This window comes from Devosia ginsengisoli (assembly GCF_007859655.1).
Classification (GTDB): domain Bacteria; phylum Pseudomonadota; class Alphaproteobacteria; order Rhizobiales; family Devosiaceae; genus Devosia; species Devosia ginsengisoli.
The window spans coordinates 3,684,270-3,709,695 of record NZ_CP042304.1 but is presented as its reverse complement, the minus strand read 5'-3'; the positions used below and the strand labels follow the sequence as shown (position 1 = coordinate 3,709,695).

The window sequence follows — 25,426 nt, the reverse complement described above, 5'->3', positions numbered from 1 at the left end:
CCATCGTCGGCCGCCCGTGCAAGCAGCGCGGATCAGCCGGTGGCATATAATAAAAATGAAGGTGGTGCGGGCGCCGCAAACGCCCGCAAGCCGTGATTCGAAAAGTAAGTCCGGCGATCATGCCAAACCGGGTCCGCCGCGCCAAGTCCCGCAAACCTGAATTGGCCCGAAGGGCCAGGCCCTGTCTATTGGGAAATCTACCGGGAAGGCCGCCTATCCGGGGCGAACGCCCCATGGGCGCTCATACTAACGTCTATGTCGGCGCGGCATGTTCGCGGCCCATCAGCGTAAGGCGCGGCCAGCTTCGTCGAACAGATGCACGCCCTCCGCCGGCAGGCCGATATGGATGGTCTGGTGCAGTTGCAGGTCGGGCGCACCGTCCAGCTTGATGGTGACAAGCTCGCCGCTCGGCAGCTCGACATAGGCCAGGGCATATTCGCCGAACTGCTCGATGACCGACAGCGTTCCGCTGAAATGGGCCGCCTCGGGGCTGGCCAGCTCCAGATGCTCGGGACGTATCCCCAGCGTGCGCGCATTTTCACGTTGCGTGTGGCTCAACGCTAACAGTCTGTTACCCGGAAGCAGCAATCCGTCACCGCTCGGGGACACCGGCAGGAAGTTCATGCGCTGGCTGGCGATGAAGCCGGCAACGAAGGTGTTGACGGGGTTTCGGTAGAGTTCCAGCGGGCTGCCCACCTGCTCGATCACGCCGGCATTGAGCACCACGATCCGGTCGGCCAGGGTCATGGCCTCGACTTGGTCATGGGTCACGTAAATCATTGTGGCGTCTAGCGTATCGTGCAGCTTGGCGATCTCGATCCGCGTCTGCGCCCGCAGTGAGGCATCGAGGTTGCTGAGCGGCTCGTCAAACAGGAAAACCTTGGGATTGCGCACGATGGCCCGGCCGATGGCGACGCGCTGGCGCTGCCCGCCACTGAGCGCCTTGGGCATGCGTTCGAGATAATCCTCGATCTGCAATATCCGCGCCGCCTCCCTAACCCGCTGATCCACCTCGGCTTTCGGCGTCTTGGCGAGTTTCAGCCCGAAGGCCATATTCTCGTAGACGCTCATATGCGGATAGAGCGCGTAGCTCTGGAACACCATGGCGATGCCCCGCTGCGGCGAGGGAATGTCATTGACGATCCTGCCGCCGATGGAAATATCGCCGCCGCTAATGGGTTCCAGCCCGGCAATCATGCGCAGCAAGGTGGATTTGCCGCAGCCCGAAGGGCCCACAAACACCACGAATTCCCCCGACTTGATATCGAGGTCCACCCCATGCACGACCTCGATCGAACCATAGGACTTGCGGACCCCGCGCAGCGACACATCGGACATGGAAGCCTCCTCAGGTTTCGATCAGCAGCGTGGCGATTTCGAAGGGCCGCAGCGACAGGGTCACGCCATTATCCTTGATGTCCAATGGCTTGCTGTCGCCCTCCTCCATCAGGTTGACTGTTCGCACCGCCTTGACCGGAATGCCGAAGGTGATGGTTGCCTCGGCACGGATATTGGCGTGCTCAAAGATGCGCAGCACCACCGCATCGGACTTTTCGGCCTTCTTGACCGTTTCCAGCGTCACGTTGGACTGGTCGACACTGGCAAAGCTGAAGCGGGGCAATTCGGTCGCCGGGGCGCTGGCATGCTTGCGCGAGCCGATCACCGCGACAGGATTGTTGAAGCGCTCGGCGGCGCGATGCACGTCGGCCAGATCAGCCACGCCATCATGCACGAAGAGCGCATAGCGCAGCCGATGTTCGCCCAGATCGGCATCGGGGCTGGGGAAGGTCGAGCCGCGCACCAGCGTCAGCCGTACCGATTGCTCAAGGCAGTCATAGGCATATTTGCAGTCATTGAGCAGGGCGACGCCGAAATCGGATTCGCTGAGATCGACCCAGCGATGCATCGAGGCCTCGAAGCGCGCCTTGTCCCAACTGGTATTGCGATGGGTCGGGCGCCGGACATGGCCGAACTGGATTTCCGAGCGGATTTCCGAGGTGTTGAGGTCGAAGGGGAACTGAGCCTTCAGCACCGTCTGGCGCTCCTGCCAGTCGATAAAGGTATCGAATTCCACCTGCCGCGCGCCCGATGCCAGCGAAATCACCTGCACGACTTTCGAAGCCTGGTAGCTGCGTTCCACGCGGATGGCGGCACGATGCGGGCCAGTTTCCACCACTGAAATCAAGGCCTTGCCGTCAGCCAGCGGCCAGAACTGTTCCTCGAAATAGCGGTCGATATCCCAGGCGTCCCATTCCATCGGCTTGTCTTCATAAGCGATGAGGCGGTTGGCCGTCTTGCCCGGCTCGAGCGTTTCGCGGTTGCGCGTCTTGTCGAAGACCGAGGTGATCTCGCCTGCCTTGTCGAAGCTGACCTTGAGCAGTTCGTTTTCGAGATGCGTCGCCGAGACCGACAGGCTGGACGAGCTGTTGCTGGCCCCGCCGGAAATAACTTGTCCCCCTGTCCAGCCGAGCGGGTTAATATCGGACACAGGCGCGGCGAAGGAGGCAGAGCCATCGGCCGCGAAAATCTTCTGCAGGGGATACGTCCCATCTGGAACCGCGAGTGACGCGCCGTCGAGTTCGGCTTCGGTGCCGATAGTGACCAGGCCGGAACGGGTCTGGCCGGTGAAGTTGAACAGACGCAACTGGTCCGCGCCCGGCTTGGCGAAAGCCTGCGCCGCAGCATGCCAGGGCCCGTTCTGCGACCCCAGTGTCGAGAAAATCTGGCCGTATTCGCTGTCGCTGTCGACATAGACTTCGGGGATCGAGGTGCCAGGCAGGATGTCGTGGAACTGGTTGATCAGCACCAGTTCCCAGAATTCGGCCAGCGTCTCGCTCGGATAGGGCGCACCGGCCTCGACCAGGGCCATGGCGCCAAGGAATTCCAGCTCGCGCAGCAGGCGCTCGGACCGCCGGTTATTGGCCTTGTTCTTGGCCACCGAGGTCAGCGTCCCGCGATGATATTGCAGGTAAAGTTCGCCATTCCAGGTGGGGAACCTGTTGCCCGGCGCATCCATGGCCTTGCCGAGACGATCGAGGAAGGGAACGATGCCTTCCAGCTTCACGCGCGGGGCACCGGGAATACCGCGTTCGAGGCGGATGCCGCGCTCGATCATGCCGCGGGTCGGCCCACCGCCGCCATCGCCATAGCCATAGGACATGACGACTTCGTTGTGCACCGCCTTGGGCTCATAGCGCTTCCAGGCGCCCATGGTCTCGCTGACCGACAGGTCGCCATTATAGGTGGTGAAAATCTCTTCGCTTTCATAGCGTTGGGCGGTAATGAGCTGGGCCTTGGTCACCGTGCCGTCGATGCCGCGCCAGTGGAAGCTGTCATAGGGGAAACGGTCGGTATCGTTCCAGCTCAGCTTGGACGTGACGAAATATTTGAGGCCGGATTTGTCCATCACCTGCGGCAGGTTGGCCGAATAGCCGAAGGTGTCGGGCAGCCAGACCGTCTTGGGATCGACGCCGAAATGCTCGAGATGGAAGCGCCGGCCGCGCATGATCTGGCGGACGAGGCTTTCCCCCGAGACGATGTTGACGTCGGGTTCCACCCACATGGCGCCTTCAATCTCGAACTGGCCGGATTTGACCCGCTCGACGAGCCGCGCCCAGAGCTCGGGATAGTCCTTTTTCAGGAAATCGAAGAGCACCGACTGGTTATACATGAAGATGAATTCAGGGTACTCCTCCATGAGGTTGAGCACCGTGGCAAAGCTGCGTCCCGTCTTGTCGCGGGTATGCATGACGCGCCACAGCCAGCCCACATCGAGATGGGTCGAGCCGACGGCGGTGATCTGCGGCTGGTTCTCGGTATCGACCAGCTTGTAGATTTCAGCGGCGATCTTTTCGGCGGCGCCGAGCGAGGCCTCGAATTCTGCCGTATAGCCGGCGCGGCGATCGAGCGCCCGCAAGGCGCGATCGATGATGTTGAGAATGGCCTGGCGGCGCGGATCGTTCTGGTAGAGCCGGATCGCGACATCCAGCGGCGTCTGCAGGTCCCAATAGAGCTTTTCCGCCCGCTCGCTGCGCGTATAGAAATCCACCGTGAAGCCGACCAGCGGCCGGTCGAAGAAGGTGAAGGCATTGACCAGCAGGATATGCTTGCTGCCCGGCTTGGCATTGCGCTCGATGACCAGCTCGGTGTGGTTGCCGTCGAGCGCCTGGGCGATCTTGCCATCGAGATAGGCCAGGCATTGCGGATCGGTCGAACCCGGCCGGTCCTGCCACTGGCTGGTAAATTTGAGCACGAAGGTCCTGCCCCGGGCGGCTTCGGGCACCACGACTTCGGCGGCGAACCAGGTATGGTCCTGCTTCTTGGCCCAGACGGAATGGGGGCCGAACTGCTCCCACTTGCGCCAGTCGGACTTGAGGGCTTCCTCCGTCGTCACGTCGGCGCGCTGCACATGCCACTGCCAGGCGACGTCACCTGCTGGAGTCAGGATCTTGTTTTCCAGATCCTTGCAGAGCCGGATGAGCTTGCCCTCCATCTTGAGGTCATCGTCCAGCAGGCCCAGCTTGGACGAGAGGGGGTTGGAATAGGTCATCCTTTGACTCCGACACCGGCGAAACCTGTGTTCATGTTGCGCCGTAACAAGAAATACACGCCGACCGCCGGCGCAGCGTAGATGATGGAAAAGGCCGTCAGGAACCCGTAATTGATGGCCCCCTGCTGGCCGAAAGCCGCGTAAAGCCCCACCGACATGGGGAAGGCATCCTGCACGCGGGCAAAGATCAGCGGCAGCAGGAATTCGTTCCAGGCGCCGGTGAAGCTGTAGAACCAGACCACGGCAATGCCGGCCCGCGACATGGGCAGCACGATTTTCGTGACGATCTGGAACAGGCTCGCACCCTCGACATAGGCCGCTTCCTCGAGCTCGATCGGCACCGTGTCGAAGAAATTCTTCAGCAGCAGCAGCGTGAAAGGCAGGTTGAGCACGGTCAGCGCGATGATGACGCCGAGCTGATTGAGCAGGCCGCTCCGCTGCGCCGCGAAATAGAGCGGCACCAGCACGCCCGCCGAAGGCAGCATGCGCAGCAGCACCAGCGTCCAGAGGAAGGCATTGCGGCCGGGAATGCGCAACCGCGACAGCGGATAGGCCGCCGAAATGCCGACGATAACACTGAGCGTCGCCGTGCCGGCGGCGATCAGCATGGAATTGATGAATTGCCGCCCGGCATTGCCACTCACCGCCAGCGCGAAATTATCGAGCCCCACGGCGCGTGGAATTTCCAGTTGTCCGGTGGAGAGCGGGTTGAAGGCATTGAGGATGAGCCAGGAAAACGGGCTGATCCAGATGACGGCCATAAAGGCCAGGGCAATCGAGGTGGTGCGCGACGGGCCGGTCGAATCCATTATTTCGGCTCCCGCAGCATGCGCAGATAGACCAGCGACAACAGGCCGACAATGATCAGCATGGCGACGGAGATCGCACTACCGAAGCCGAGATTGCCGCGCGAGAAACTCTGATTGTAGAGGAACACCGCCAGCACCTGCGTCTGCCCGCCAGGTCCGCCGCCGGTCATCGCGAAGATCAGCGGGAAATAGGTGAAGGTCCAGATGGTGATGAACAGCATATTGGTGGCGATATGCGGCCGGATGATCGGCAGCTGCACCAGCCAGATGCGCTGGAAGGGCGTGGCGCCATCGACCTTGGCGGCTTCGACCACTTCGCGCGACACCGAATCCAAAGCTGCCGAGAACAGCAGGTAGGACCAGGCCGTGCCCTTCCAGATATTGGCGATGGTGACGATGGGCAGGGCATATTCGTTGATGAAATTGATCGGCGGAAAGCCCAGCGGCACGATGATGAGCTGGTTGATCAGGCCCGTCTGGCTGGTCGTGGCCGACCACAGGAAGGCCGCCACGATATCGGGCAGCAGCCAGCCCAGCATGATGCAGACCTCGACCACGCTGCGAATGGTCGATTGCGTCCCGCGCAGCAAGGCCGCCAGCAGGAAACCCAGCACCGACTGACCGACAATGGCCGAGAAAAAAACGAAGATGACGGTGGTCCAGAGGGATTCGAGGAACCCTCGGCGGGTGAACAGTCGCTCGAAATTCTGCAGCCCGACCCAGCTCCATTCCACCGACTTGCGCCCAACCAAAGCCAGATCGGTAAAGCTGAAGGCGAAGGCCCAGGCAGTGAAATAAAGCAGCGCACCGATCAATATGGCGGCGGGCAACAGGCCCAGGCCAAGGACGAACAGATTGCTGGTGAGCCAGGGATTGGCCTGATTTTTCATGGGCTGCTCTCGCTCACGCGGGCCATTCAAACACGAAACATCCCGTCACGGCGGCACCCGGAGGACATTTGGGCACCGCCGCGTCGGGAGGTAGGTTTATTCGTAGGTGATGACGTTCTCTTCGCCGAATTCATCGACTAGGGCGTCATGGTAGCTCTGGGCGACTTCATCGACGCTGGCGCCATCAAGCAGGTCGGACGTGGCCTGCTGGACGAGGGCCGAAACCGTCTGGTAGCCGGGAATGGTGTCGCGGCCCGTCGTCGTGGCCGCGAGCTTGGTTGCTTCGGCCAGGAATGGATCGGCGGTATATTCGGTGCTTTCGGAAATATCGGTCCGCACGGCCATGCGATGGTTGGCCAGCGTCCATTCCTTGAAGTTATCTTCATCGAAGATGGTGGTGATCAGCTTGAAGGCCATGTCCTTGTCGGCGGCATTGGCATTGATGCCCAGGGTCCAGCCGCCGGAAATGTTGGTGGCAGCCATGGTGCCCGGCTCGCCGGAGCCCGGGAAGGGCGTCCAGGCGACCTGTGCATCGCGGTCTTCACGGCTGGGCGGGTTGTTGCAGTCCCACAGGCACGCATCTTCCCACGAGCCCGAAGCCAGGATGCCCAGCTTGTCATCGGCGAGGGCCTGACGCACGGCGGCGCCGATATCGGTGGCGTAGTTGAGGTCGGCCGGGTTCAGTTCCTGCTCCACATAGACCTGGTGATAGAGGTCGAAGACGCGACGGAGCGCCGGGCTGTCGCCGATCCACTGATTGGTATCGCGCTTGAGCAGACGGTTGCGGTCGCCCTCGGGCACGTCGGCGCCGAGCAGGGCCATATAGAAGCCCTGCATGGTGGTGGCTTCGCCCTGCTTGATGCCGGCGGGCAGCTGGAAAGGATACTGCACACCCGCTTCTTTGAGCTTGGTGGCGGCGTCGAGAATGTCGGCCCAGTTCTTGGGCTGCCACGGCGTGGCAATGCCGGCCTTCTCGAAATTGGACAGATCATACCACAGCATGCGCACATCGGTGTCGGTGGGCAGGGCATAGACCTCGCCCTGGTAGGAGGCCACTTCCATCAGGCCGGGCAGGTAATACTGATACTGGTCCCAGGCCGCGGCCATGGTGCCGAGCGGTTCGAGATATCCTGCAGCGGCCAGTTCGCTGACCATGAAACTGTCGATCAGGTTGACATCGGCAGCGGTGCCGGCGGCCAGATCGAGCGCGATGCGCTGGTCATAACCCTGGCCGGGCAGCTTGATGGCGTTGACCGTTTCTCCGGTTTCGGCCTCGAAGTCCGCGATGCCCGACTCGATCAGGGCACCAAAGGCTTCGATATACATGATCGACACTTCGGCCTTCGCGGGGATCGCGGCGGCGGCCACCAGCGACACTGCGGCCACCGTGGTCAGAAATCCTCGTCTGAGCATCAACTCCTCCTCTGCTGCTCGCGCTGCCTCTGGTCGGGCAGCCTCGCGCCGGAACCCTCATCCTGACGCGGCATGAGGTAACCACATGTTATGCAACGTTGCAATTGTGAATCGGATTGCGACAGCTTCTCTGACATTTCCTTCGTTTTCGTGTTTATTATCAGTGTGTTGAATTTTCGAAATCGTTTCAAATCGGTTAATGCGTCTTGTATATCGTTGCAAAATTTGGCCTGTTTGGTTTCTGTGCCCAGCGGTGTAGAAACGGGTGGGGGAAAGCGAAAACGATGAGCAGCAAGACCACATCGAGCGGCAATGGGCGCGGCAGCGCAAACCCGCGCGTCACCCTGCGCACCATTGCCGAGGTGACGGGGCTGAGCCTCTCCACCGTGTCACTGTCGCTGCGCGGCGGCACCACGCTGAAGCAGGAAACGCGCGACAAGGTGGCCGAGGCCGCCAAGAAGCTCGGCTATATCCCCGACCGGGCCGGCGTGCGCCTGCGCACCGGCAAGACCAATGTGATCGCGCTGGTGCTCGATGGCGCCGAGGACTCGATCGATTTCGCGCGCCAGATGATCCAGGGCATCGGCAATGCCATCAAGGGCACGCGCTATCACCTGACGGTCATTCCCGAATTCGAGCGACACAACTCGGCCGAAACAATCCGCTACATTCTCGACAACCGCACGGCCGACGGCGTCGTCATCACCCATACCGGGCCGCGTGACAAACGCGTGCAGATGATGATCGATGCGGACTTCCCCTTTGTCAGCCACGGGCGCACCGAATTCTATACGCCCCACCCCTATCACGACTTCCATTCTGAAGTGTTCGCCGCCATGGCGGTGGAGCGGCTGGCCAGCAAGGGCTGCAAGCGGGTGATGCTGGTCATTGGCGATGACAGCACCACCAATTACCAGAACATCGTCACCGCCTTTCACAAGGCCACGGCGCGGGCCGGGATCGAGGCGCGGATACTCGAAGGCACGCAGGGCGCCTCGCCGGCCGAAATGCGTAAGATCGGGCTCGATCTGGCGGCCGAAGCCAATCGGCCCGACGGCATTATCTGCGACAGCGAGATGCGCACCATTGCGCTAGTCGGCGGGCTGGAGGAAGGCGGACGCGTACTCGGTCGCGACCTGCACCTGATCTACAAGCAGACCTCGGGCATATTGCCCACTTTATTCCCCGACCTGGACAGCATTCGCGAAGATGTCTTCGCCGCCGGCGGGGAGCTCACCCGCCTGCTGCTGCGGCGCATCGAGGGCGATGACGCGGAAAGCCTGCAGACCATGGCCGAGCCGCAGCCGCATTGGCGCAGCTAGAGAATTTTTGTCGCGTTTCCGAACCGCAAAACCGTTGCCACTTTTGCTGGAAACGCTTCAGTCGTTACGGCCGGCCCAGCACCTCGTTCACCGCCTCGGTGAAGGCGGCAACAATGATATCGGCTTCCTGCCGGCTGAGGCAGAGCGGCGGCGCGAAGCCGATAATGTCGCCCTGAGGCATGGCCCGGGCGATGACGCCGCGGCCGAGCAGCGCCGCAGCCAGGCGTGGGCCGAGTTTTTCGCTCGCGTCGAAGAAGGTGCGGCTGTCCTTGTCTTTGACGAATTCGACGGCACACAGCAGGCCTTCGCCGCGCACGTCACCGACATGGGGGTGGGCCGCAAGGGCATCGCGCATCGCGGCGTTGAGATAGGCGCCGACCGTGCCGGCATTGCCGACCAGGCCAAGGGAATCCACCAGCAGCAGGTTGGCGACGCCGGCGGCAGCGCTGATCGGGTGTGACGAATAGGTCCAGCCATGCCCGATGGCGCCATTCTCGTCGGTGCCGCGCACCAGCACGTCCCACATGCGCTGCGAGAAAATCGAGCCCGAAAGCGGAGCATAGGCCGAGGTCAGGCCCTTGGCGATGGTGATGATATCGGCTTCAAGCCCGTATTTGTCCGAACCGAACATGGCGCCCAGGCGCCCGAATGCCGTCACGACTTCATCGACGATGAGGAGGATATCGTGCTTCTTCAGCACCTTCTGGATCGCCGGCCAATAACCCTGTGGCGGCGGTACGAGGCCACCGGTGCCCAGCACCGGCTCGCCGATGAAGGCGGCAATGGTGTCGGCGCCTTCGCGGTCGATCAGCGCTTCGAGCTCGGCCACGCAATGGGAAACGAAATCGGCCTCGCTCATATCCAGCCGGGGCCGGCGGTAATAATAGGGCGCCTCGGTGTGAAGGATCGGGCTGAGCGGCAGGTCGAATTTGTTGTGGAACGATGCGAGCCCGGTCAGCGAACCGGTCATCAGGCCCGAGCCGTGATAGCCGCGCCAGCGCGAAATGATCTTCTTCTTTTCCGGCCGGCCCAGGATGTTGTTGTAATACCAGACCATCTTGATGTTGGTTTCGTTGGCGTCCGAGCCGCCCAGGCCGAAATAGACCTTGGACATGTTCTTGGGCGCCCGCTCCAGGATCATCTTGGCCAGGGTGATCGAGGCCTCGGTGCCGTGCCCGACATAGGCGTGGTAATAGGCCAGCTGCTTGGCCTGTTCGGCAATGGCATCGGCGATTTCGGTGCGGCCATAGCCGACATTGACGCAGTAGAGGCCGGCAAAGGCGTCGAGCAGCCGGTTGCCGTCACGATCCTCGATATAGACGCCCGAACCACCGGTAATGATGCGGCTGGGGCTTTCGCCGCGCGCATGCTGGCCCAGATGGGTCGAGGGGTGAAAGAAGTTGTCGCGGTCCCAGCGGTCGAGTTGGTCGTTGGTCAGCATTTTTGTGTGGTCCTTCCGTGGGATAGGGTGTGTTCAGTGCCAATCGCGGCAGACATATTTGACCTCGGTGAAGGCCTCCATGCCGAGCCGTGCGCCTTCGCGGCCAAGGCCGGATTGCTTCATACCGCCAAAGGGAATGGGCGGGCCGGTGACCTTGGTGCGGTTGACCGCCACCATGCCGAATTGCAGCGCCCGACTGGCGCGATAGATGCGGCGCGGATCGTTGGTGTGGAGATAGGCGATGAGGCCGTATTCGGTATCATTGGCCCGGGCGATGACCGCGGCTTCGTCGTCGAAGGGCGCGATGGCCGCGACCGGGCCGAAGGTCTCCTCATGCATGATGAGGGAATCATCCGACACATCGGCAAGGACCGTCGGCGCGAAGAAGAGCGGGCCGGCCGCATGGACCTTCCCACCCACCAGGCACTTTGCGCCCCTGGCCAGCGCATCCTCGACATGCTGATGCTGCTTGGCGACGGCACGCTGGTTCATCAGCGGCCCGATATCGAGATCCTGGATGCCCGGCCCCACACGCAGGGCTGAGGTGGCGGCGGCAAAGCGGCGGCAGAATTCGTCGTAAAGCGGCCGCTCGACAAAGAAACGGTTGGCACCCAGACAGTCCTGCCCCGATGTGGCGAATTTGGCCTTGATGGCTTCCTCGACCGCCTGGTCGAGATCGGCATCGGCAAAGACGATGAAGGGCGCCAGACCCCCCAGTTCCATCACCAGCCGTTTCATTGTTCCGGCCGACTGGCGATAGAGCAGGCGCCCGATTTCGGTCGAGCCGGTAAAGGAAAGCACGCGCACGCGCGGGTCTTCGGTCCAGGGCTCGACCACTTCGGCGGCACGCCCGGTGACCACGTTGAAAACGCCCGGCGGCATGCCGGCCCGGTCGGCCAGCACGGCCAGGGCCGTGGCGGAAAACGGCGTTTCGCCCGACGGGTGCGCCACGCAGGTGCAGCCGGCCGCAAGGGCGGCAGCAGCCTTGCGGGTCAGCATGGCGGAGGGGAAATTCCACGGTGTGATGAGCGCCGCCACGCCGGATGGCTCGCGCCAGACCTCCACTTCGGCATCGGCGAGATGGGAGGTGACGCTTTCGATATTGGGGCGCTTGGCCTCCTCGGCGTAGAATTCGACGAAGGAGGCGGCATAGTCGATTTCGCCGCGCGCTTCGGAGAGCGGCTTGCCCTGTTCGCGCGTCATGATCAGCGCCAGGTCCTCGCGCGCCGCGCGGATGGCCTCAAACCAGCGGCGCAGGATGGCGGAGCGTTCCTGTGGCAACAGCCCCGACCAGGCGGGAAAGGCCTTTGCCGCCGCATCGACCGCAGAGGTGGATGCCGCCCCATCGAGCGCGGGAACCGTGCCGATGAGCTGGCCGGTCGCTGGGTCGGTTACCTCGATGACATCGGTATCCGCGCCAATGCGCCGGCCGTCGATAAAGGCGGCGGCGCAGAACAGGTCTTGGTCATCAAGACCCGCAATCGGGTCGGCGCGATGGTCGGTTCTCGATGCTGACGCTGGCATTGTCGCCTCCACATTGGCAGCGACAATATCGGGCTAGCGGGAGAGGCGTTCGCCAAACTCGGTCGCAAATTCGGAGGGATGCCCTGTTTGCATGCAGGCCGGCGGGCAAATCATCTGGCGCCGGTTAGAGACACCTAATCCTGGCTGGCGGCGAGCAGGCCAACGGGCAATGGCTCGTCCTTCACCGGCAGGGTGACGACGTAGGAATAGTAGCGCTTGATGCCGATTTCCTGGGCCAGCAGGTTGTTGATCAGCTTCTGATAGTCATCCAGATGCCGGACGACGAGCTTGCAGATATAGTCCATGCCGCCGCCCACCGCCCAGCATTCGACGACTTCGGGCACGGCTGCGATGGCCTTTTCGAAGCGGGCGAAATCGTCGCTGCGATGGTTCTCGATTTCGATCTGCACGAAGACCATGGTCACCGGACCGAAGGCCTTGAGCGAAATCTGCGCCTGGTAGCTCTCGATAATTCCGGCATCCTCGAGGCGCCGCAGCCGCTCCCAGCAGGGCGTGGCCGAGAGATTGACGCGCTCGGCCAAGGCCGCTTTTGGAATGCGGCCTTCGCGTTGCAGGATGCTCAGGATCTTGATGTCCCGGTCATCGAGCCTTAGCCGTTCGGGGTGTGATGCGGTCACGCCAGATCGATGCTCCCGGTGAATCTGGAAGCATAATAAAGGCGTTACGGCATACGCGTCCAGCGCGTATGCGCGAGCATGCCCGCTGCTTGCATGCGAAATGCCTGCAGGCTGCCCGGTGCTTGCATCCTGGTTCAGCCGTTGAGCACGGCCTTGAGAAAGTCGCGCGTGCGTTGCTCCCTGGGGGCGGTGAAGAGTTCGTCGGGCGTGCCCTGTTCCTTCATCTGCCCCTTGTCGAAGAAGCAGACCCGGTCGGAAACCTCGCGGGCAAAGCGCATTTCGTGGGTCACCAGCAGCATGGTGAGATCATGTTCGGAGGCGAGCCGGGCGATGACATTGAGCACTTCCCCAACCAGTTCGGGATCGAGTGCCGATGTCGGCTCGTCGAACAGCATCACCTTGGGCCGCATGGCGAGCGCGCGGGCGATACCGACGCGCTGTTGCTGACCACCCGACAATTGGTGTGGATATTTGTGCGCCTGATCGGCCAGGCCGACCATTTCCAGCAATTCCTCGGCGCGCTGGTTGGCATCCTGCCGGCTGAGGCCGAGCACCTTGACCGGGGCCTCGGCGATATTGCGGCGCACCGTCATATGCGGGAACAGGTTGAACTGCTGGAACACCATGCCCAACTGCCGGCGCATCTTGCGCAGATGCTCCTCGCCGGCTGGCACCAGCGCGCCGCTGCGCTGCTCGTGCCAGAGCGGTTCATTGCCGACATAGACCACGCCATCATTGATGGTTTCGAGCGTCATCAGCACGCGCAGCACGGTGGATTTGCCCGAGCCGGAGGGGCCGATAATGGTGACCTTCTCGCCGCGCTTGACCTCGAAATCGAGGCCATCGAGCACTTTGAGCGACCCGTAGCTCTTGCCGACCTTGTCGAATTTGATGATGGGATCGGTCATTTGAGGGGCAATCCTTGCTTGGGAAGGCGCGTGTCGAGCAGGCGCACGCCGGCCGAGGCGACCAGGGTCATGATGAGGTAGAGCCCGCCGACCATGGAGAGCGGCACCATATAATCGAAGGTGCGATCGCCGATGATCTTGGCGACGTTGAGCATTTCGAGCACCGTCACCACTGACAGCACCGGCACGTCCTTCATGATCGAGACCAGGTAATTGCCCATGGCCGGGATGATGCGCGGAATGGCCTGGGGCAGCAGCACATGGGTGAAGGTATGGGCCGACGGGAAATTGAGCGCCCGTGCCGCCTCGCGCTGATCGCGGCCGATGGCCTGCAGTCCGGCCCGGTAAACCTCGGACGTATAGGCGCTGTATTGCAGGCCCAGCGCCAGCGCGCCGGTCATGAAGGCGGGCAGCACCAGGCCATATTCGGGCAGCACGTAGTAGAGGAAGAACAGTTGGATCAGCAGCGGCGTGTCGCGGATGAATTCGCAGAGCACATTGGCCGGCCAGGAGACGAAGCGCGAGGGCGCGCCCTTGAGCACCGCCAGGACCAGCCCCAGCACCAGCGCGACGACGAAGCCGAGCACCGTCGCCTGGATGGTCACCCACAAACCGATCAGCAGGATCGGCAGGATGGACCAGGCAAAGGCCAGTTCGCTCGATGTATCCCATTCAATACCGAACAGCATGGCTAGTTACTCGCGTGGCGCCAGCGGCCGACAAACCGCTCGAGCAGCTTCATGATGGCGGTGAGCACCAGCGCCATGCCGAAATACATGAACAGGACCAGGGTGAAGATGGTGGTGCTGTCCTGGGTGAAATTGCGCAATTGCTCGGCGCGGAAGGCCAGGTCGCCCAGGCTGATCAGCGAGACCAGCGCGGTATCCTTGAGGTTCTGCACCGCCAGGTTGCCGAAGGGCGGCATCATTTCAGGGATGGCCTGCGGCAGCGCGACGCCGAACAGGGCCTGGCGGGGGGTGAAATTGAGCGCCCGCGCCGCCTCGTACTGGTTTTTCTGCACGGCCTGGATGGCGCCGCGAACCACTTCGGCGCCATAGGCCCCGATATTGAGGCTCAGCGCCAGCACGCCTGCCACCACCGGCGGCAGGCGCAGGTCGAGCCCCACCGCCTGCCCGGCAACGGGCAGGGCGAAATAGAGCCAGAACAGCTGCACCAGCAGCGAGGTGCCGCGGAAGATTTCGATATAGCCGACCGAAATGGCCTTGATCAGCCAGTTGGGCGACAGTTTGCCGATGCCGAAGGCAAAGGCCAGGATCGCGCCGAGAATGGTCGAGTAGACGGTCAGCTGGACCGTTACCCAGGCTCCCTGCAGCAATGGCGTCAGGTACTCAGTCCAAGCCATCCGGTATCCCCCGCTTGGCCATGATGCCGAAAAGGCCGGTACAGGGAAAGACCGGCGACGTCATCGACGCCGATCTCCCCTGCCCCTCGCTTATTCGGCGGCGCAGAGTTCCGCGGTGGTTCGATGGGACGAACCGTCGACATCGGCCTGGCTGAAACCGTATCCGGTGAGGATCGCAGCCCAGTCCTCGGTTTGCTTGAACTCGGCCAGCACTTCGTTCACGGCGTCGCGCAAGTCAGTGCTGCCCTCGGCAAAGACGAAACCGCCCCAGCTGCGCACTTCATTGCCATCGATCACTGGATCGACGAATTCGCCGGCCACTTCGACGCCGCTACCCTGCGAGGCCAGGCCTGTAGCGGTCAGGCTGGTGGCAGCGTAGGCGTCGGCCCGGCCGGTGGACACGGTCGAGATGGCATCGGCATTGGAAGCGATGGTCACCAGGTTGGCTTCAGGCACGCCCAGCGCCTGCATCATCTCAAGCTGGTCGGCACCGGCCATGATGGCCACCTTGAGATCGGGATTTTCGGCAAAGTCGGCATAGGCGTGGATGTTCTTGGGGTTGCCGGCGGGCACCAGCAGGCCTTCGCCATAGGAACTGTTGGGTTCCGAATAGATCACCTGGGCGCAGCGCTCGGGCAGGATGGCCATTTCGGCGGCCACCATGTCGAAGCGGTCGGCCTGCAGGCCAGGGATGAGCGAGGAGAAATTGGTGGTCACCCACTCGATATTCTCGATGCCGAGCTGTTCGACGATATGCTTGGCCACGTCGGGCCCGGCGCCCAGGGCTTCCCCGTTGGGGTCGACATAGCCATAGGGAATTTCGTTGGCGACCGCGATGCGGATCGTGCCGGATGCCTTGATCTCGTCAAGGGTCGCAGCACTGACCGCAGTCGTCGCCATCGCCGCAGCGGTCAAGGCAGCGAGGGCGATCGAGGCACGTTTGGTAAGGGTGGTCATGATATGTTTGTCTCCCGGTTTCCTGCTATTGGCGGTTCGCGTGCAGCGCCATGTTCTGTTTTCGCCGGTCGCCTTGCCGATGCGACCGGATAGCGTCGGTCCGACCGGTATCCGGTCGGGAAGTCGGTGGCCTTGCCGGCCAGTGGGCTGAATCGCCTGTGTTTTTTAGTCTGCCGTCACGATGAACTGAGCCGGCTCCAGCGTTGCGGAGCGGCGCGTTTGAGTCGAGGGACGATACGTCTATTTTGCCGCCCGGCCGGCAGCAGGATCGGCTACCGGGCGCTGGCAGATTGGAAGGATCGACTATCCGGGGCGCGGGCATAGTGCGCGGCGAAACATGGGCCTTGCCGGCGTGGTCTTGCCACAGGCACACACGGGCCTATGACTTGCGTCTGCGACGGCATCGGGAGGAGCCCGGCATGACCATCGACTTCGCCGAGATCCTGCTGGCGCGCCAGCGGATATCAGCAAGCGTATTGCGCACGCCGCAGCGCGAGGCCAGAGCGCTGAGCGCGCGGCTGGGCGTTCCGGTGCAGCTCAAATGCGAGCACCACCAGACCACCGGCAGTTTCAAGCTGCGCGGGGCCACCAATGCCGTGCTGTCGCTCACCCGGGCGCAGCGCGATGCCGGCGTCGTCGCCGCCTCCACCGGCAATCACGGACGAGCCCTCGCCCATGCCGCCGCTGCCGCCGGCACCAAGGCCGTCATCTGCATGTCGCGGCTGGTGCCTGACAACAAGGTGCAGGCCATCGAGGCGCTCGGCGCGGAAATCCGCATTGTCGGCAACAGCCAGGACGATGCCCAGGTCGAGGTCGACCGGCTGGCATCGGAAGCTGGCATGACGCCGGTGCCGCCCTTCGACCACGCCGCCGTCATCGCCGGTCAGGGCACGCTCGGGCTGGAAATGCTGGAAGACGCACCGCACACGACCACGGTTCTCGTACCCCTATCGGGCGGCGGCCTGCTGGCCGGGGTGGCGCTGGCGCTGCGGACACTCAAGCCGGCAATCCGCATCATCGGCGTCACTATGGAAAACGGCGCCGCCATGCAGGCCAGCCTTGCAGCCGGCGCGCCCGTCATGGTCGAGGAAGTGCCGACCCTGGCCGATTCCCTGGGCGGCGGCATCGGGCTCGCCAACCAGTATACATTCAGCATGGTTCGCGACCTGGTCGACGAGGTGGTGCTGGTCAGCGAGGTCGAGATCGCCCAGGCCATGCGCGCTGCCTATTTCGAGGAAGGCGAAGTGCTCGAAGGCGCCGCTGCCGTGGGTATTGCCGCGCTCGATGCTGGCAAGGTGACGCTTGCCGGCCCGGCCGTGGTCCTGCTCAGCGGCAAGAATATCGACATGAAGCTGCATCGGCGCATCATGGCTGGCGAGAATCCTGATCTCGCGGCGGAGGCGCGCCATGACTGACATCACCATCTTGACCGAAGCCGCCCTCCGGCATCTGGTGCCGCTCGATCTCGATGCTATCGCCTGCGTCGAGGACGCTTTCCGTGCTTTGGCGACGAAGCCGGTCGTCATGCCGCCAATCATGCGGCTCGACATTGCCGAGGCGCGTGGCGAGGTGGACGTCAAGACCGCCTATGTGCCGGGCATTGACAGTTTCGCCATCAAGATCAGCCCCGGCTTCTTCGACAATCCCAAGCTGGGCCTGCCCTCGGTCAATGGATTGATGGTGCTGCTCAGCGCCCGCACCGGGCTGGTCGAGGCGCTGCTGCTCGACAATGGGTATCTCACCGATATCCGCACCGCCGCGGCCGGCGCGGTGGCCGCCCGCCACCTGTCCCGCTCCGATGCCTCGAGTGCCGCGATCATCGGCGGCGGGGCGCAGGCCCGGCTGCAACTGGCGGCGCTCTGTCTGGTCCGGCCGATCCGCCGGGCGGTTTTGTGGTCGCGCGACCGCGCCAAGGCCGAAACGCTGGCGGCCGAGATCGTGGCCGAACACGGCATCGCCGTCTCGGTTGCCGCCACGGCCGAAGCCGCGGTCGCCGAAGCCGATATCATCGTCACCACGACACCGTCATCCACTCCGCTCATCCGCGCCGAATGGCTGCGTCCCGGCCAGCACCTGACCGCCATGGGCTCGGATGCCGAGCACAAGAACGAGATTGATCCGGCCGCCCTTGCGCGCGCCGATCTCTATGTGCCCGACAGCCTGGCCCAGACCCGCCTGCTGGGCGAATTGCACCATGCCATTGCCGCCGGCCTCGTCGCAGCCGACCAGGATTTTGCCGCGCTGGGCGCCATCATTGCCGGCCAGGCCAGCGGCCGCACGTCACCCAACCAGATCACCTTTGCCGACCTGACCGGCACCGGTGTGCAGGACACTGCCATTGCCACATTGGCCCGTCGGCGCGCCCAGGCGGCCGGTGGCGGCCAGATTTTTTCCAGTTGAACGGTTTCCCGGGAGGGGACGCATCGTGTCTGACATCACCCTAGCCTTTTCGATCGAGGAATATGCCGCGCGCCTGGCCAAGGTCCGATCCGCCATGGAGCGGGCCGGCATCGAGGTGCTCGTGGTCACCGACCCATCCAATATGGGCTGGCTCACCGGCTATGACGGCTGGTCCTTCTATGTGCATCAGGCGGTGATCGTGCCGCCCGAGGGCGAGCCGCTGTGGTTCGGACGCCCGCAGGACGTCAACGGCGCGCGGCTGACCAGCTATCTCGATCCGGCGTCGATGTTCTCCTACCCCGACAATTATGTGCAGAATCCGGACGTCCACCCCTATCAGGTGCTGGCCAAAGTGCTTGTTGACAAGGGCCTCGCCGGCAAGCGCCTGGGCGTCGAGATGGATAACTACTATTTCTCGGCCAAGTGCCTCGAAACGCTGCGCGCCGAACTGCCCAATGCCATCATTGCCGACGCGACGGCTTTGGTGAACTGGCAGCGTGCGGTCAAGTCCGAGCAGGAACTGGTCTATATGCGGCGGGCGGCGCGGCTGGTCGAGGTCATGCATCAGCGCATCCGCGACGTGTCCGAACACGGGTTGCGCAAATGCGACCTGGTGGCCGAAATCTACGATGCCGGCCTGCGCGGCACCGATGGCTTTGGCGGCGACTATGCCGCGATCGTTCCGCTCACTCCGTCGGGCAAGGATGCCTCGGCGGCGCACCTCACATGGGACGACCGCCCTATGCGGCGCGGCGAAGGCACCTTCTTCGAGATTGCCGGCTGCTATCGGCGCTATCACGCGCCGCTGTCGCGCACGCTCTATCTGGGCGAACCGCCGGCCGGCATGTTGAAGGCACAGCAGGCGGTGCTCGAAGGGCTCGATGCCGGGCTCGACGCTGCGCGTCCCGGCAATACCTGTGGCCAGGTGGCCGACGCCTTCTTCGGCGTTCTGCGCAAATACGGCATCGAGAAGGATTCGCGCACCGGCTATCCGGTGGGTATTTCCTATCCGCCCGATTGGGGCGAGCGCACCATGAGCCTGCGGCCGGGCGATAAATCGATCCTGGCCGAAAACATGACGTTTCATTTCATGCCGGCCATCTGGACCGACGACTGGGGCTTCGAGACATCCGAGACCATCCGCATCCGCGCCGGCGCGCCGGCCGAATGCCTGGCCGACGTATCGCGCGAACTGGTCGTCAAACCCTGAACGGCGGCATCAATTGGCCCATGCATTGCTCACCGAGACGACCGCCATCCTGGGCGATCTCATCGCCTTTCCCAGCGTGTCGCAGGATTCCAACGCCGCGCTGATCGACTATCTGAAACGCCGGCTCGAGCTGGTGGGTGCGCATGTCGAGGTGACGCATGACGCCGATGGTGGCAAGGCCAATATCTTTGCCACCATCGGTCCACCCGACAGGGATGGCGGCGTGGTGCTATCGGGCCATAGCGATGTCGTGCCGGTCGCGGATCAGGACTGGAGCAGCGATCCGTTCGCCGCCTCGCTCCGCGACGGCCGCGTCTATGGCCGTGGCGCCTGCGACATGAAGGGCTTCATCGCCTGCGCCATGGCCTATGCGCCGCTCTTTGCCGAGGCCGACCTCAAGCGTCCGCTGCACCTGGCCTTCACCTATGACGAGGAAGTGGGGTGCCTCGGCGCCCAGGTGATGCTCGACCGCCTGGCGCAGACCGGCCCGCGACCGGCCGTCTGCATCGTGGGCGAACCCACCGGCATGGCCATTATCGAGGGCCATAAAGGGTGCTGCGAATATACGACCACCTTTTCCGGCACGGCGGGCCATGCCTCCCAGCCCGATCTCGGCGTCAACGCCATCGAATATGCCTCGCGCTATATTTCGCGCCTGCTCGAAATTGGCGGGGCGCTGCGGGCCCGTGCGCCGGCCCAGTCGCGGTTCGATCCACCCTGGTCCACCATCCAGGTCGGCCGCATTGCCGGGGGCGCGGCGCGCAACATCATTGCCGAAAGCTGCGCGGTCGAATGGGAGTTGCGCCCGATCAACAGCGCCGACTTCGCCTTCGCCAAGTCCCAGATCGAGGACTATGTCGAAACCCACCTGCTGCCGCGCATGCGGGCCGTCTATGCGGATGCCGATATCGCGACCTCGGTCATCGGCGAAGTGGTGGGGCTCGAGCCGATGAGCGCGTCGGAGGCCGAAGCCCTGGTCCGCACACTGACCGGCAATCGCGATCCGGCCACCTGCGTCTCCTTCGGCACCGAGGCGGGCCTGTTCCAGCAATTGGGCATTTCCACCGTCATCTGCGGCCCCGGCTCCATCGCCCAGGCGCACAAGGCCGATGAATATGTCACCCTCGACCAGCTCGATGCCTGTCTCGAGATGATCGGCAACCTGCTGCCCCAGCTCGCCCGCGGCTAGAAGCTGTTGGCTGACGTCAGCGTGCCGGTGGCGAAGGCCAGGGTGGCCGCCGCCACGAAGGCATCGCTGCGGGCCTGCGCCTGGGCATATTGGGCTTTCAGCAGGCCGGTCTGGGTGACGCTGATATCGGCCAGCGTGCCCAGGCCGTTCTTGTAATAATCGAGCGCCGCCTCGTAATTGGTGCGGGCGGCATTGACCAATTCGGTGGCCGCAGCATTGGCCGACAGGCTGGTGCGCAGCACGTCATAGGCCACGACGATTTCCTGCGCCGCCGTGCTTTGCAGCCGGGCAAAATCCTGCTGGGAGGCAGAAGCGGCGGCAACGGCCGCCTCCATGCGGGCATCGCGCATACCGCCATCGAAGATCGGCACGGTCACGCCCAGCAGCACGGCCGCATTGGGCTGGTTCACATCGAGCGAGGCGGTGGAATCGAAACGCGTATCGTGGATCGAATAGCTGCCGATGGTGCGGTTGATCGTGCCGGTCAGCGCAATCCTGGGCAGGAATTCGGCGCGTGCCGCCGCAATGCCCTGCTCGCTCGCCTTCATCTGGGCGAAAGCTGCCTGCACATCGGGGCGCCGCTGCAACGAGGCAACGATCATCTGGTCGAGATTATCAGGCACCTGCCGCGGCAGGGGTTTGCCGGAAATATCCTGCACCTTGATGGTGATGGTGGGCGAAACGCCCATGGCGCCGAGCAGCATGGCATAGGTGCTGCGCTCGCGCCCGGTCGCCCCGGTCAGGTCGAATTCGGCCTGCGCCACCTGCTGCTTGGCCTGCGCCACTTCCATCGTCGTGGCGACGCCCTGGTCGAGCCGGGCCTGCGCCGCTTCCAGCACCACGCGCGCATTGTCGAGCGCGGCCCGGTCGATCCGCGACTGCGCCCGGGCGGCGCTATATTGGAAATAGGCGTTGCTGACATCGTAGATCAGCTTCTGATGCGTGCCGTTGAAGCCGACATTGGCGGCAAAGGACACCTGCTGCGCCGTGGCCAAAGCCGCGTCCCGCGCGCCGAAATCGAACAACAGCCACTTGACCGCCAGCGAGGGCACGGCCTGCATGCCCGAAGTAGTGATCGTGCCATCGGGTACGCTGACCAGCGCGGTATTGATGCCGGGCGCGGTATTCGAGGTCACGGCATAGCCGGCCAGCACATCGGCACTGATGATGGGCAGATAGGCACCCTCGGCAATGCCGGTTGCCGCCGCCGCCTCGCGGGCGCGCTGCCAGGCCGCCTGCGTCGCCGGATTGGAGAGCTGGGCGATATTGATCAGCTCGGGCAGGCTATAGGTGTGATTGGGGTCGAGCCGCGGCGTGGCGATGGTGATCGGCATGCTCGGATCGGGCGTCACGCCATAATCGGCATTGCCGGGATCGGTGGCGGCCTCCCCGGCCGTACCGCGATAGGGCGTGGTGGCACTGGCCGAGGCCAGCTTGAGCGACGAGCCAGTGCATCCGGCCAGCGCCAGCACCAGCAGGACACCGCCCACCACCCGCAGGATCGCCCCGCCGGTCATCACAGCGCCGCCAGCGCGCGGGCAAAGCCCTGCGTCAGATCGCGATGCGCCGCGACCGTCTGTTCGAAATCGCGCCGCCACGCTGCCCGCGCCGAGGTCCGGGCGAGCTGGTGCTCGAGCCGCGCGAGCGTGCTGGTGGATTGGGATAGCGCGTGCTGAAGCATGGTCCTGGCCTCGGGGTCCGGCTGCAGGATAGACGAGGCCGCGACGTCCAGAAACCGTGATGCCGACGCTTCATGGGCAAGCGTTGCCGCTTTCACACACCGCGGCGCCCCGAACATATAGCGCGGCTGCGCCCGCAGCCGCCGCAAACGCCCGGCTTTGCCCGTCGCCTCTTCCATCGCCGTCATGATCGCCGCCGCATAGGGCAGCAGAGGCGCGCTGGCGCGCAGCCGCGCGACTTCGAAGGCCGAAAGCCGCGACAGGCGGCGCGCCGCCTGCAGGTCCGGCGCGATGGCAGCCAGGCTTTTGCCCGCCTGCCGCAAGGCCCCGCCCAGCCCCCGCACGGCGCTGGCGAGATGCTGCGCGGTCAAGGCACCGACGCTGGCCGGCCACAGCCAGAGGAAGACAATGGTCACCACCACATTGCCGATCAGGATGCCGAGAATGCGGTTGGTCGCCACGCTGATATCGAAGGCAGGGCCATAGCCCTGCAGCACGCAGAGGAAAAAGGCCAGTGCCATCTGCCAGCCCGCATATTGAACAAGGTTCGAACCATTGGCGACCCAGGCGGCGATAAAGCTGCCGGCTGCAACGAGCAGCAGCAATTGGCCGATATCGGTCATGTGGGGCATGAGGAAGACGATGCTGCCCACCCCCATCGCCGCGCCGACAAGGCAACCCACAATGCGCAGGGCGGCCTTGTGCAGGGTTTCTCCCGTGGTGCCGAGCGCCACGTAAAAGCAGGTGATCATGGCGGTATGGATCTCGAACCAGCCAAACGCGGTGTAGATCGTATAGGTGATGAACACCGCCAGCATGGTCTTGAGCGCGAACTGCATATAGGCGGGGTTTGAGAAAGTGTCGGCCGACCTCGGCTCGACCACAACAGGCTCCGGCACGGCCAGGCGTCCGCTCCATAGCGCGGCGATGCGCCCGGCCCGCTCGGCCAGCGGCGCCGATTGCGGCAGCAGACCCACGGGGCGCCAGCCCGCATCCAGCGCCTTGCGGAATTCGATGGCCTCGGCCAGTTGATCCAGCCGCCTGGCCAGCAGGCCATCGGCCGGCGTGCCGCCGGTTTCCGCCAATAGGTCCTGGACCATGGGCATCAGCGCAGTAACGCGGCGGGCTTCATCCTTGGAGTGATAGCCGAACAGCGCACCCAGCCGCGCTGGCGCGGCCAGTTCGTCCGCCGCCTCGCTGAGCAAAGCGCGGGCCTGCCCATCACCCTCGCCGCGCAGGATGGCCGCCGCGGCGCGCAATCGCTGCGCCAGCCGATGGCGCACCAGCCGGGCCGGATTGGGTCCGATCAGCGCATTGACCAGAATGAGCACGACCATGGGAAAGAACACCACGACCCACATCCAGCTCAGCCCGCGCGACAGCAATTCGGGCACCGGCACGAAATCGTTGAGCGTCATCACGAAGGCGAAGACGAAGCCGATGGTCGCGGCAATCGGGCCTGCTTTGGTCGCCACCGAGAAATACATGCCGCCAAAGGTGAAGGCGGCCATGAAGCCCAGGCGCAGCATGGGTTCGTCGGAGGCCAGTTGCAGGAAGAGCAGCCCGAGCAGGATGCCGACCGACACCCCCACGATCAGCGCCAGCGCGATGGCGATGCCGCTGGCGGCATTATCGCGGCTGGCAAAGAAGATGAGGTAGCAGGAGACAGCCGCTTCGGGCACGTGCTGGCTCATCGCCAGCGCCACCACCAGAACGCAGCACAAAGCCATGCGCAGCGAGGCGCCGAGCCGACCCTCATAGGGGCGCAACTCGTCGGCGAGAATGCCGTATAGGCCCGATTTATTGCGCGTCGCTGCCATCGTCCGCTTCCGCCGCGCCCTTCAGCACCACCACGGCCGAGGCGCCGACGCGCATGAGACCGGAGGGCGACTCATGCAGATGCACATAGACCGGGAAGCGCTTGGCCACTTTCACCCAGTTGAGCGAATTGGAGACGATGGGCAGGCCGAGAATGGTGGCCGAATCCGCCGATCGCACGCCCCAGCCAATGGCCGAGACCGTGCCCTGCACGGGCTGGCGCGTATCGGCCATGACGAACACCTCCGCCGCGTCGCCAATGGCGATATCGGGCAGTTCGGTTTCGCGGAAGAAGGCCACCACTTCCCAGCCGGATGTGTCGATCATCGAGAACACAGTCTGCCCGGTAACGACATATTCGCCCGGCGGCATGGTGAGCCCGGTGACGAGGCCATCAAAGGGCGCCCGCACCGTGGTATTGTCGAGGTCGCGCTGCATCAGCGCCACCGTGGCGGTGGCCGTATCCACCTGCGCCTGGCGCGTGTCGAGCGTACCGATCACCTGCGTGGCGCCTTCGGATTGCTGCAGGGCCTGGTCGAGGCTGACCAGCGCGTCATTATAGGCCGTGCGCGCCTGGTCGACCTGCTGTGCCGTGACGAACCCCCGGTCCAGCAGCGGCTCCAGCCGTTCCAGGGTCTGCCGCGCCAGATCGGCGTTGAACTGAGCCCGTTCGATCTGCTTCTGGGCGACATCGGCATTGGACTGGGCCGTGGCGATGTTGCGGCTGCCCTGCGCCAGTTCGGATTCGGCGGCGCGTTGTTCGGCCTGCGCCTGTTCGAGCCGCAACTGGTAGGGTTCCGGGTCGATCTGGAACAGCACGTCGCCCTGCTTGACGGCCTGGTTATTCGTGACCGCAATGGAGATCACCCGGCCCGGCACGGTCGGCGAAATCTGCACCACCGGCGCCTCGATCTCGGCGACATCGGAGCGCGGATTGGCGGCGCCCGAACTCCAGGCCAGATAGATCAGCACGGCCGTCACGGCAAAGACGCCATAGCCGATGATTTTGCCCAGGACCGCCCGCATCACGCCACTCCCGACCAGATCATCCACAGCCCGATCCCCCCGCTGACCGCCAGGCAGAGATAGACCAGCGGCGGGGCCGGCAGATGCTCGTCGATGCGCAGCGCGATCAAGACTGCGCGCAGGATGACGGCGAGGATGATCCCGCCCACGGCGCAGATGATCCAGGCGGGAAAGAACGATCCGAATATGGGAACAGCCGGTGTCCCGCCGGTGGCGGAGCAACCCGCCAGGACCAGGGAAAACAGCGCCATTGCTGGCAGGGAAATACGTGACGTCATGGGCCAGCCAAC

The 25,426-nt window shown here is 63.9% G+C and carries 21 protein-coding genes; 5 read left to right on the top strand and 16 right to left on the bottom strand.

Features of this window, described 5'->3' with window-relative positions; genetic code table 11:
* Positions 1-282 precede the first annotated feature (282 nt).
* From FPZ08_RS18190 to FPZ08_RS18170, 5 genes are all read right to left on the bottom strand, one after another.
* Positions 283-1,338: an ABC transporter ATP-binding protein gene (locus FPZ08_RS18190; protein ID WP_146291602.1), complete on the bottom strand. Its 1,056-nt coding sequence runs from the start codon at positions 1,336-1,338 to the stop codon at positions 283-285.
* A 10-nt stretch (positions 1,339-1,348) separates the two neighbouring features.
* A complete protein-coding gene (locus FPZ08_RS18185; protein WP_146291600.1) occupies positions 1,349-4,549 on the bottom strand; it encodes an alpha-mannosidase in 3,201 nt (1,066 codons plus the stop codon).
* On the bottom strand, positions 4,546-5,358 hold the full coding sequence (locus tag FPZ08_RS18180) for a carbohydrate ABC transporter permease (RefSeq protein WP_146291598.1): 813 nt from the start codon (positions 5,356-5,358) through the stop codon (positions 4,546-4,548). The genes FPZ08_RS18185 and FPZ08_RS18180 overlap by 4 nt, the downstream gene beginning before the upstream one ends.
* The gene (locus FPZ08_RS18175; RefSeq protein WP_146291596.1) at positions 5,358-6,248 is read right to left on the bottom strand and encodes a carbohydrate ABC transporter permease; all 891 of its coding nucleotides are present in this window, start codon (positions 6,246-6,248) and stop codon (positions 5,358-5,360) included. Before FPZ08_RS18175 ends, FPZ08_RS18180 begins: the two co-directional genes overlap by 1 nt.
* A gap of 96 nt (positions 6,249-6,344) precedes the next feature.
* The gene (locus FPZ08_RS18170) at positions 6,345-7,661 is read right to left on the bottom strand and encodes an extracellular solute-binding protein (protein ID WP_146291594.1); all 1,317 of its coding nucleotides are present in this window, start codon (positions 7,659-7,661) and stop codon (positions 6,345-6,347) included.
* Positions 7,662-7,945: 284 nt separating this feature from the next.
* Between FPZ08_RS18170 and FPZ08_RS18165 the strand changes: the two genes are divergently transcribed.
* Positions 7,946-8,983, top strand: a complete 1,038-nt coding sequence (locus FPZ08_RS18165) for a LacI family transcriptional regulator (protein WP_146291592.1) — start codon at positions 7,946-7,948, stop codon at positions 8,981-8,983.
* Between the two features lie 64 nt (positions 8,984-9,047).
* On the opposite strand, the gene FPZ08_RS18160 is transcribed toward FPZ08_RS18165, so the two are convergent.
* From FPZ08_RS18160 to ehuB, 7 genes are all read right to left on the bottom strand, one after another.
* Complete coding sequence (locus FPZ08_RS18160) at positions 9,048-10,424, bottom strand: aspartate aminotransferase family protein (RefSeq protein WP_146291590.1); 1,377 nt, start codon at positions 10,422-10,424, stop codon at positions 9,048-9,050.
* Positions 10,425-10,457: 33 nt separating this feature from the next.
* Complete coding sequence (locus FPZ08_RS18155) at positions 10,458-11,948, bottom strand: NAD-dependent succinate-semialdehyde dehydrogenase (protein WP_146291588.1); 1,491 nt, start codon at positions 11,946-11,948, stop codon at positions 10,458-10,460.
* A 134-nt stretch (positions 11,949-12,082) separates the two neighbouring features.
* Positions 12,083-12,586, bottom strand: a complete 504-nt coding sequence (locus FPZ08_RS18150) for an Lrp/AsnC family transcriptional regulator (protein WP_146291586.1) — start codon at positions 12,584-12,586, stop codon at positions 12,083-12,085.
* Between the two features lie 134 nt (positions 12,587-12,720).
* Positions 12,721-13,494, bottom strand: coding sequence for an ectoine/hydroxyectoine ABC transporter ATP-binding protein EhuA (gene ehuA, locus FPZ08_RS18145; RefSeq protein WP_146291585.1), 774 nt, complete (start codon positions 13,492-13,494; stop codon positions 12,721-12,723).
* Positions 13,491-14,183, bottom strand: a complete 693-nt coding sequence (gene ehuD / locus FPZ08_RS18140; protein ID WP_146291584.1) for an ectoine/hydroxyectoine ABC transporter permease subunit EhuD — start codon at positions 14,181-14,183, stop codon at positions 13,491-13,493. The genes ehuA and ehuD overlap by 4 nt, the downstream gene beginning before the upstream one ends.
* Positions 14,184-14,185: 2 nt before the next feature.
* Entirely contained in the window at positions 14,186-14,857 is a 672-nt protein-coding gene (gene ehuC / locus FPZ08_RS18135; RefSeq protein ID WP_146291583.1) for an ectoine/hydroxyectoine ABC transporter permease subunit EhuC, read from the bottom strand.
* A gap of 90 nt (positions 14,858-14,947) precedes the next feature.
* Positions 14,948-15,814 carry an ectoine/hydroxyectoine ABC transporter substrate-binding protein EhuB gene (ehuB, locus tag FPZ08_RS18130; RefSeq protein ID WP_146291581.1) on the bottom strand — a complete coding sequence of 289 codons (867 nt, stop codon included), beginning with the start codon at positions 15,812-15,814 and terminating at the stop codon, positions 14,948-14,950.
* A gap of 419 nt (positions 15,815-16,233) precedes the next feature.
* Between ehuB and eutB the strand changes: the two genes are divergently transcribed.
* From eutB to argE, 4 genes are read left to right on the top strand one after another with little or no spacing between them, the layout of a single operon-like run.
* A complete protein-coding gene (eutB, locus tag FPZ08_RS18125; RefSeq protein WP_146291579.1) occupies positions 16,234-17,229 on the top strand; it encodes a hydroxyectoine utilization dehydratase EutB in 996 nt (331 codons plus the stop codon).
* A complete protein-coding gene (gene eutC / locus FPZ08_RS18120) occupies positions 17,222-18,214 on the top strand; it encodes an ectoine utilization protein EutC (protein WP_146291577.1) in 993 nt (330 codons plus the stop codon). The genes eutB and eutC overlap by 8 nt, the downstream gene beginning before the upstream one ends.
* A gap of 25 nt (positions 18,215-18,239) precedes the next feature.
* Entirely contained in the window at positions 18,240-19,424 is a 1,185-nt protein-coding gene (doeA, locus tag FPZ08_RS18115; protein WP_146291575.1) for an ectoine hydrolase DoeA, read from the top strand.
* 13 nt (positions 19,425-19,437) lie between these two features.
* The gene (gene argE / locus FPZ08_RS18110) at positions 19,438-20,613 is read left to right on the top strand and encodes an acetylornithine deacetylase (RefSeq protein WP_210246827.1); all 1,176 of its coding nucleotides are present in this window, start codon (positions 19,438-19,440) and stop codon (positions 20,611-20,613) included.
* Here argE and FPZ08_RS18105 read toward each other — a convergent pair.
* Genes FPZ08_RS18105 through FPZ08_RS18090 form a run of 4 tightly spaced genes read right to left on the bottom strand, consistent with a single transcriptional unit; the run spans position 20,610 to position 25,414 of the window.
* The gene (locus FPZ08_RS18105; protein WP_146291573.1) at positions 20,610-22,130 is read right to left on the bottom strand and encodes a TolC family protein; all 1,521 of its coding nucleotides are present in this window, start codon (positions 22,128-22,130) and stop codon (positions 20,610-20,612) included. The two genes, argE and FPZ08_RS18105, sit on opposite strands and share 4 nt — an antisense overlap.
* On the bottom strand, positions 22,130-24,112 hold the full coding sequence (locus FPZ08_RS18100; protein WP_146291572.1) for an FUSC family protein: 1,983 nt from the start codon (positions 24,110-24,112) through the stop codon (positions 22,130-22,132). The genes FPZ08_RS18105 and FPZ08_RS18100 overlap by 1 nt, the downstream gene beginning before the upstream one ends.
* Positions 24,093-25,136 (bottom strand): multidrug transporter subunit MdtN, encoded by a 1,044-nt coding sequence (gene mdtN / locus FPZ08_RS18095; RefSeq protein ID WP_146291570.1) that lies wholly within the window; start codon positions 25,134-25,136, stop codon positions 24,093-24,095. Before mdtN ends, FPZ08_RS18100 begins: the two co-directional genes overlap by 20 nt.
* A complete protein-coding gene (locus FPZ08_RS18090) occupies positions 25,136-25,414 on the bottom strand; it encodes a YtcA family lipoprotein (RefSeq protein WP_246132702.1) in 279 nt (92 codons plus the stop codon). Before FPZ08_RS18090 ends, mdtN begins: the two co-directional genes overlap by 1 nt.
* Positions 25,415-25,426: the final 12 nt, after the last annotated feature.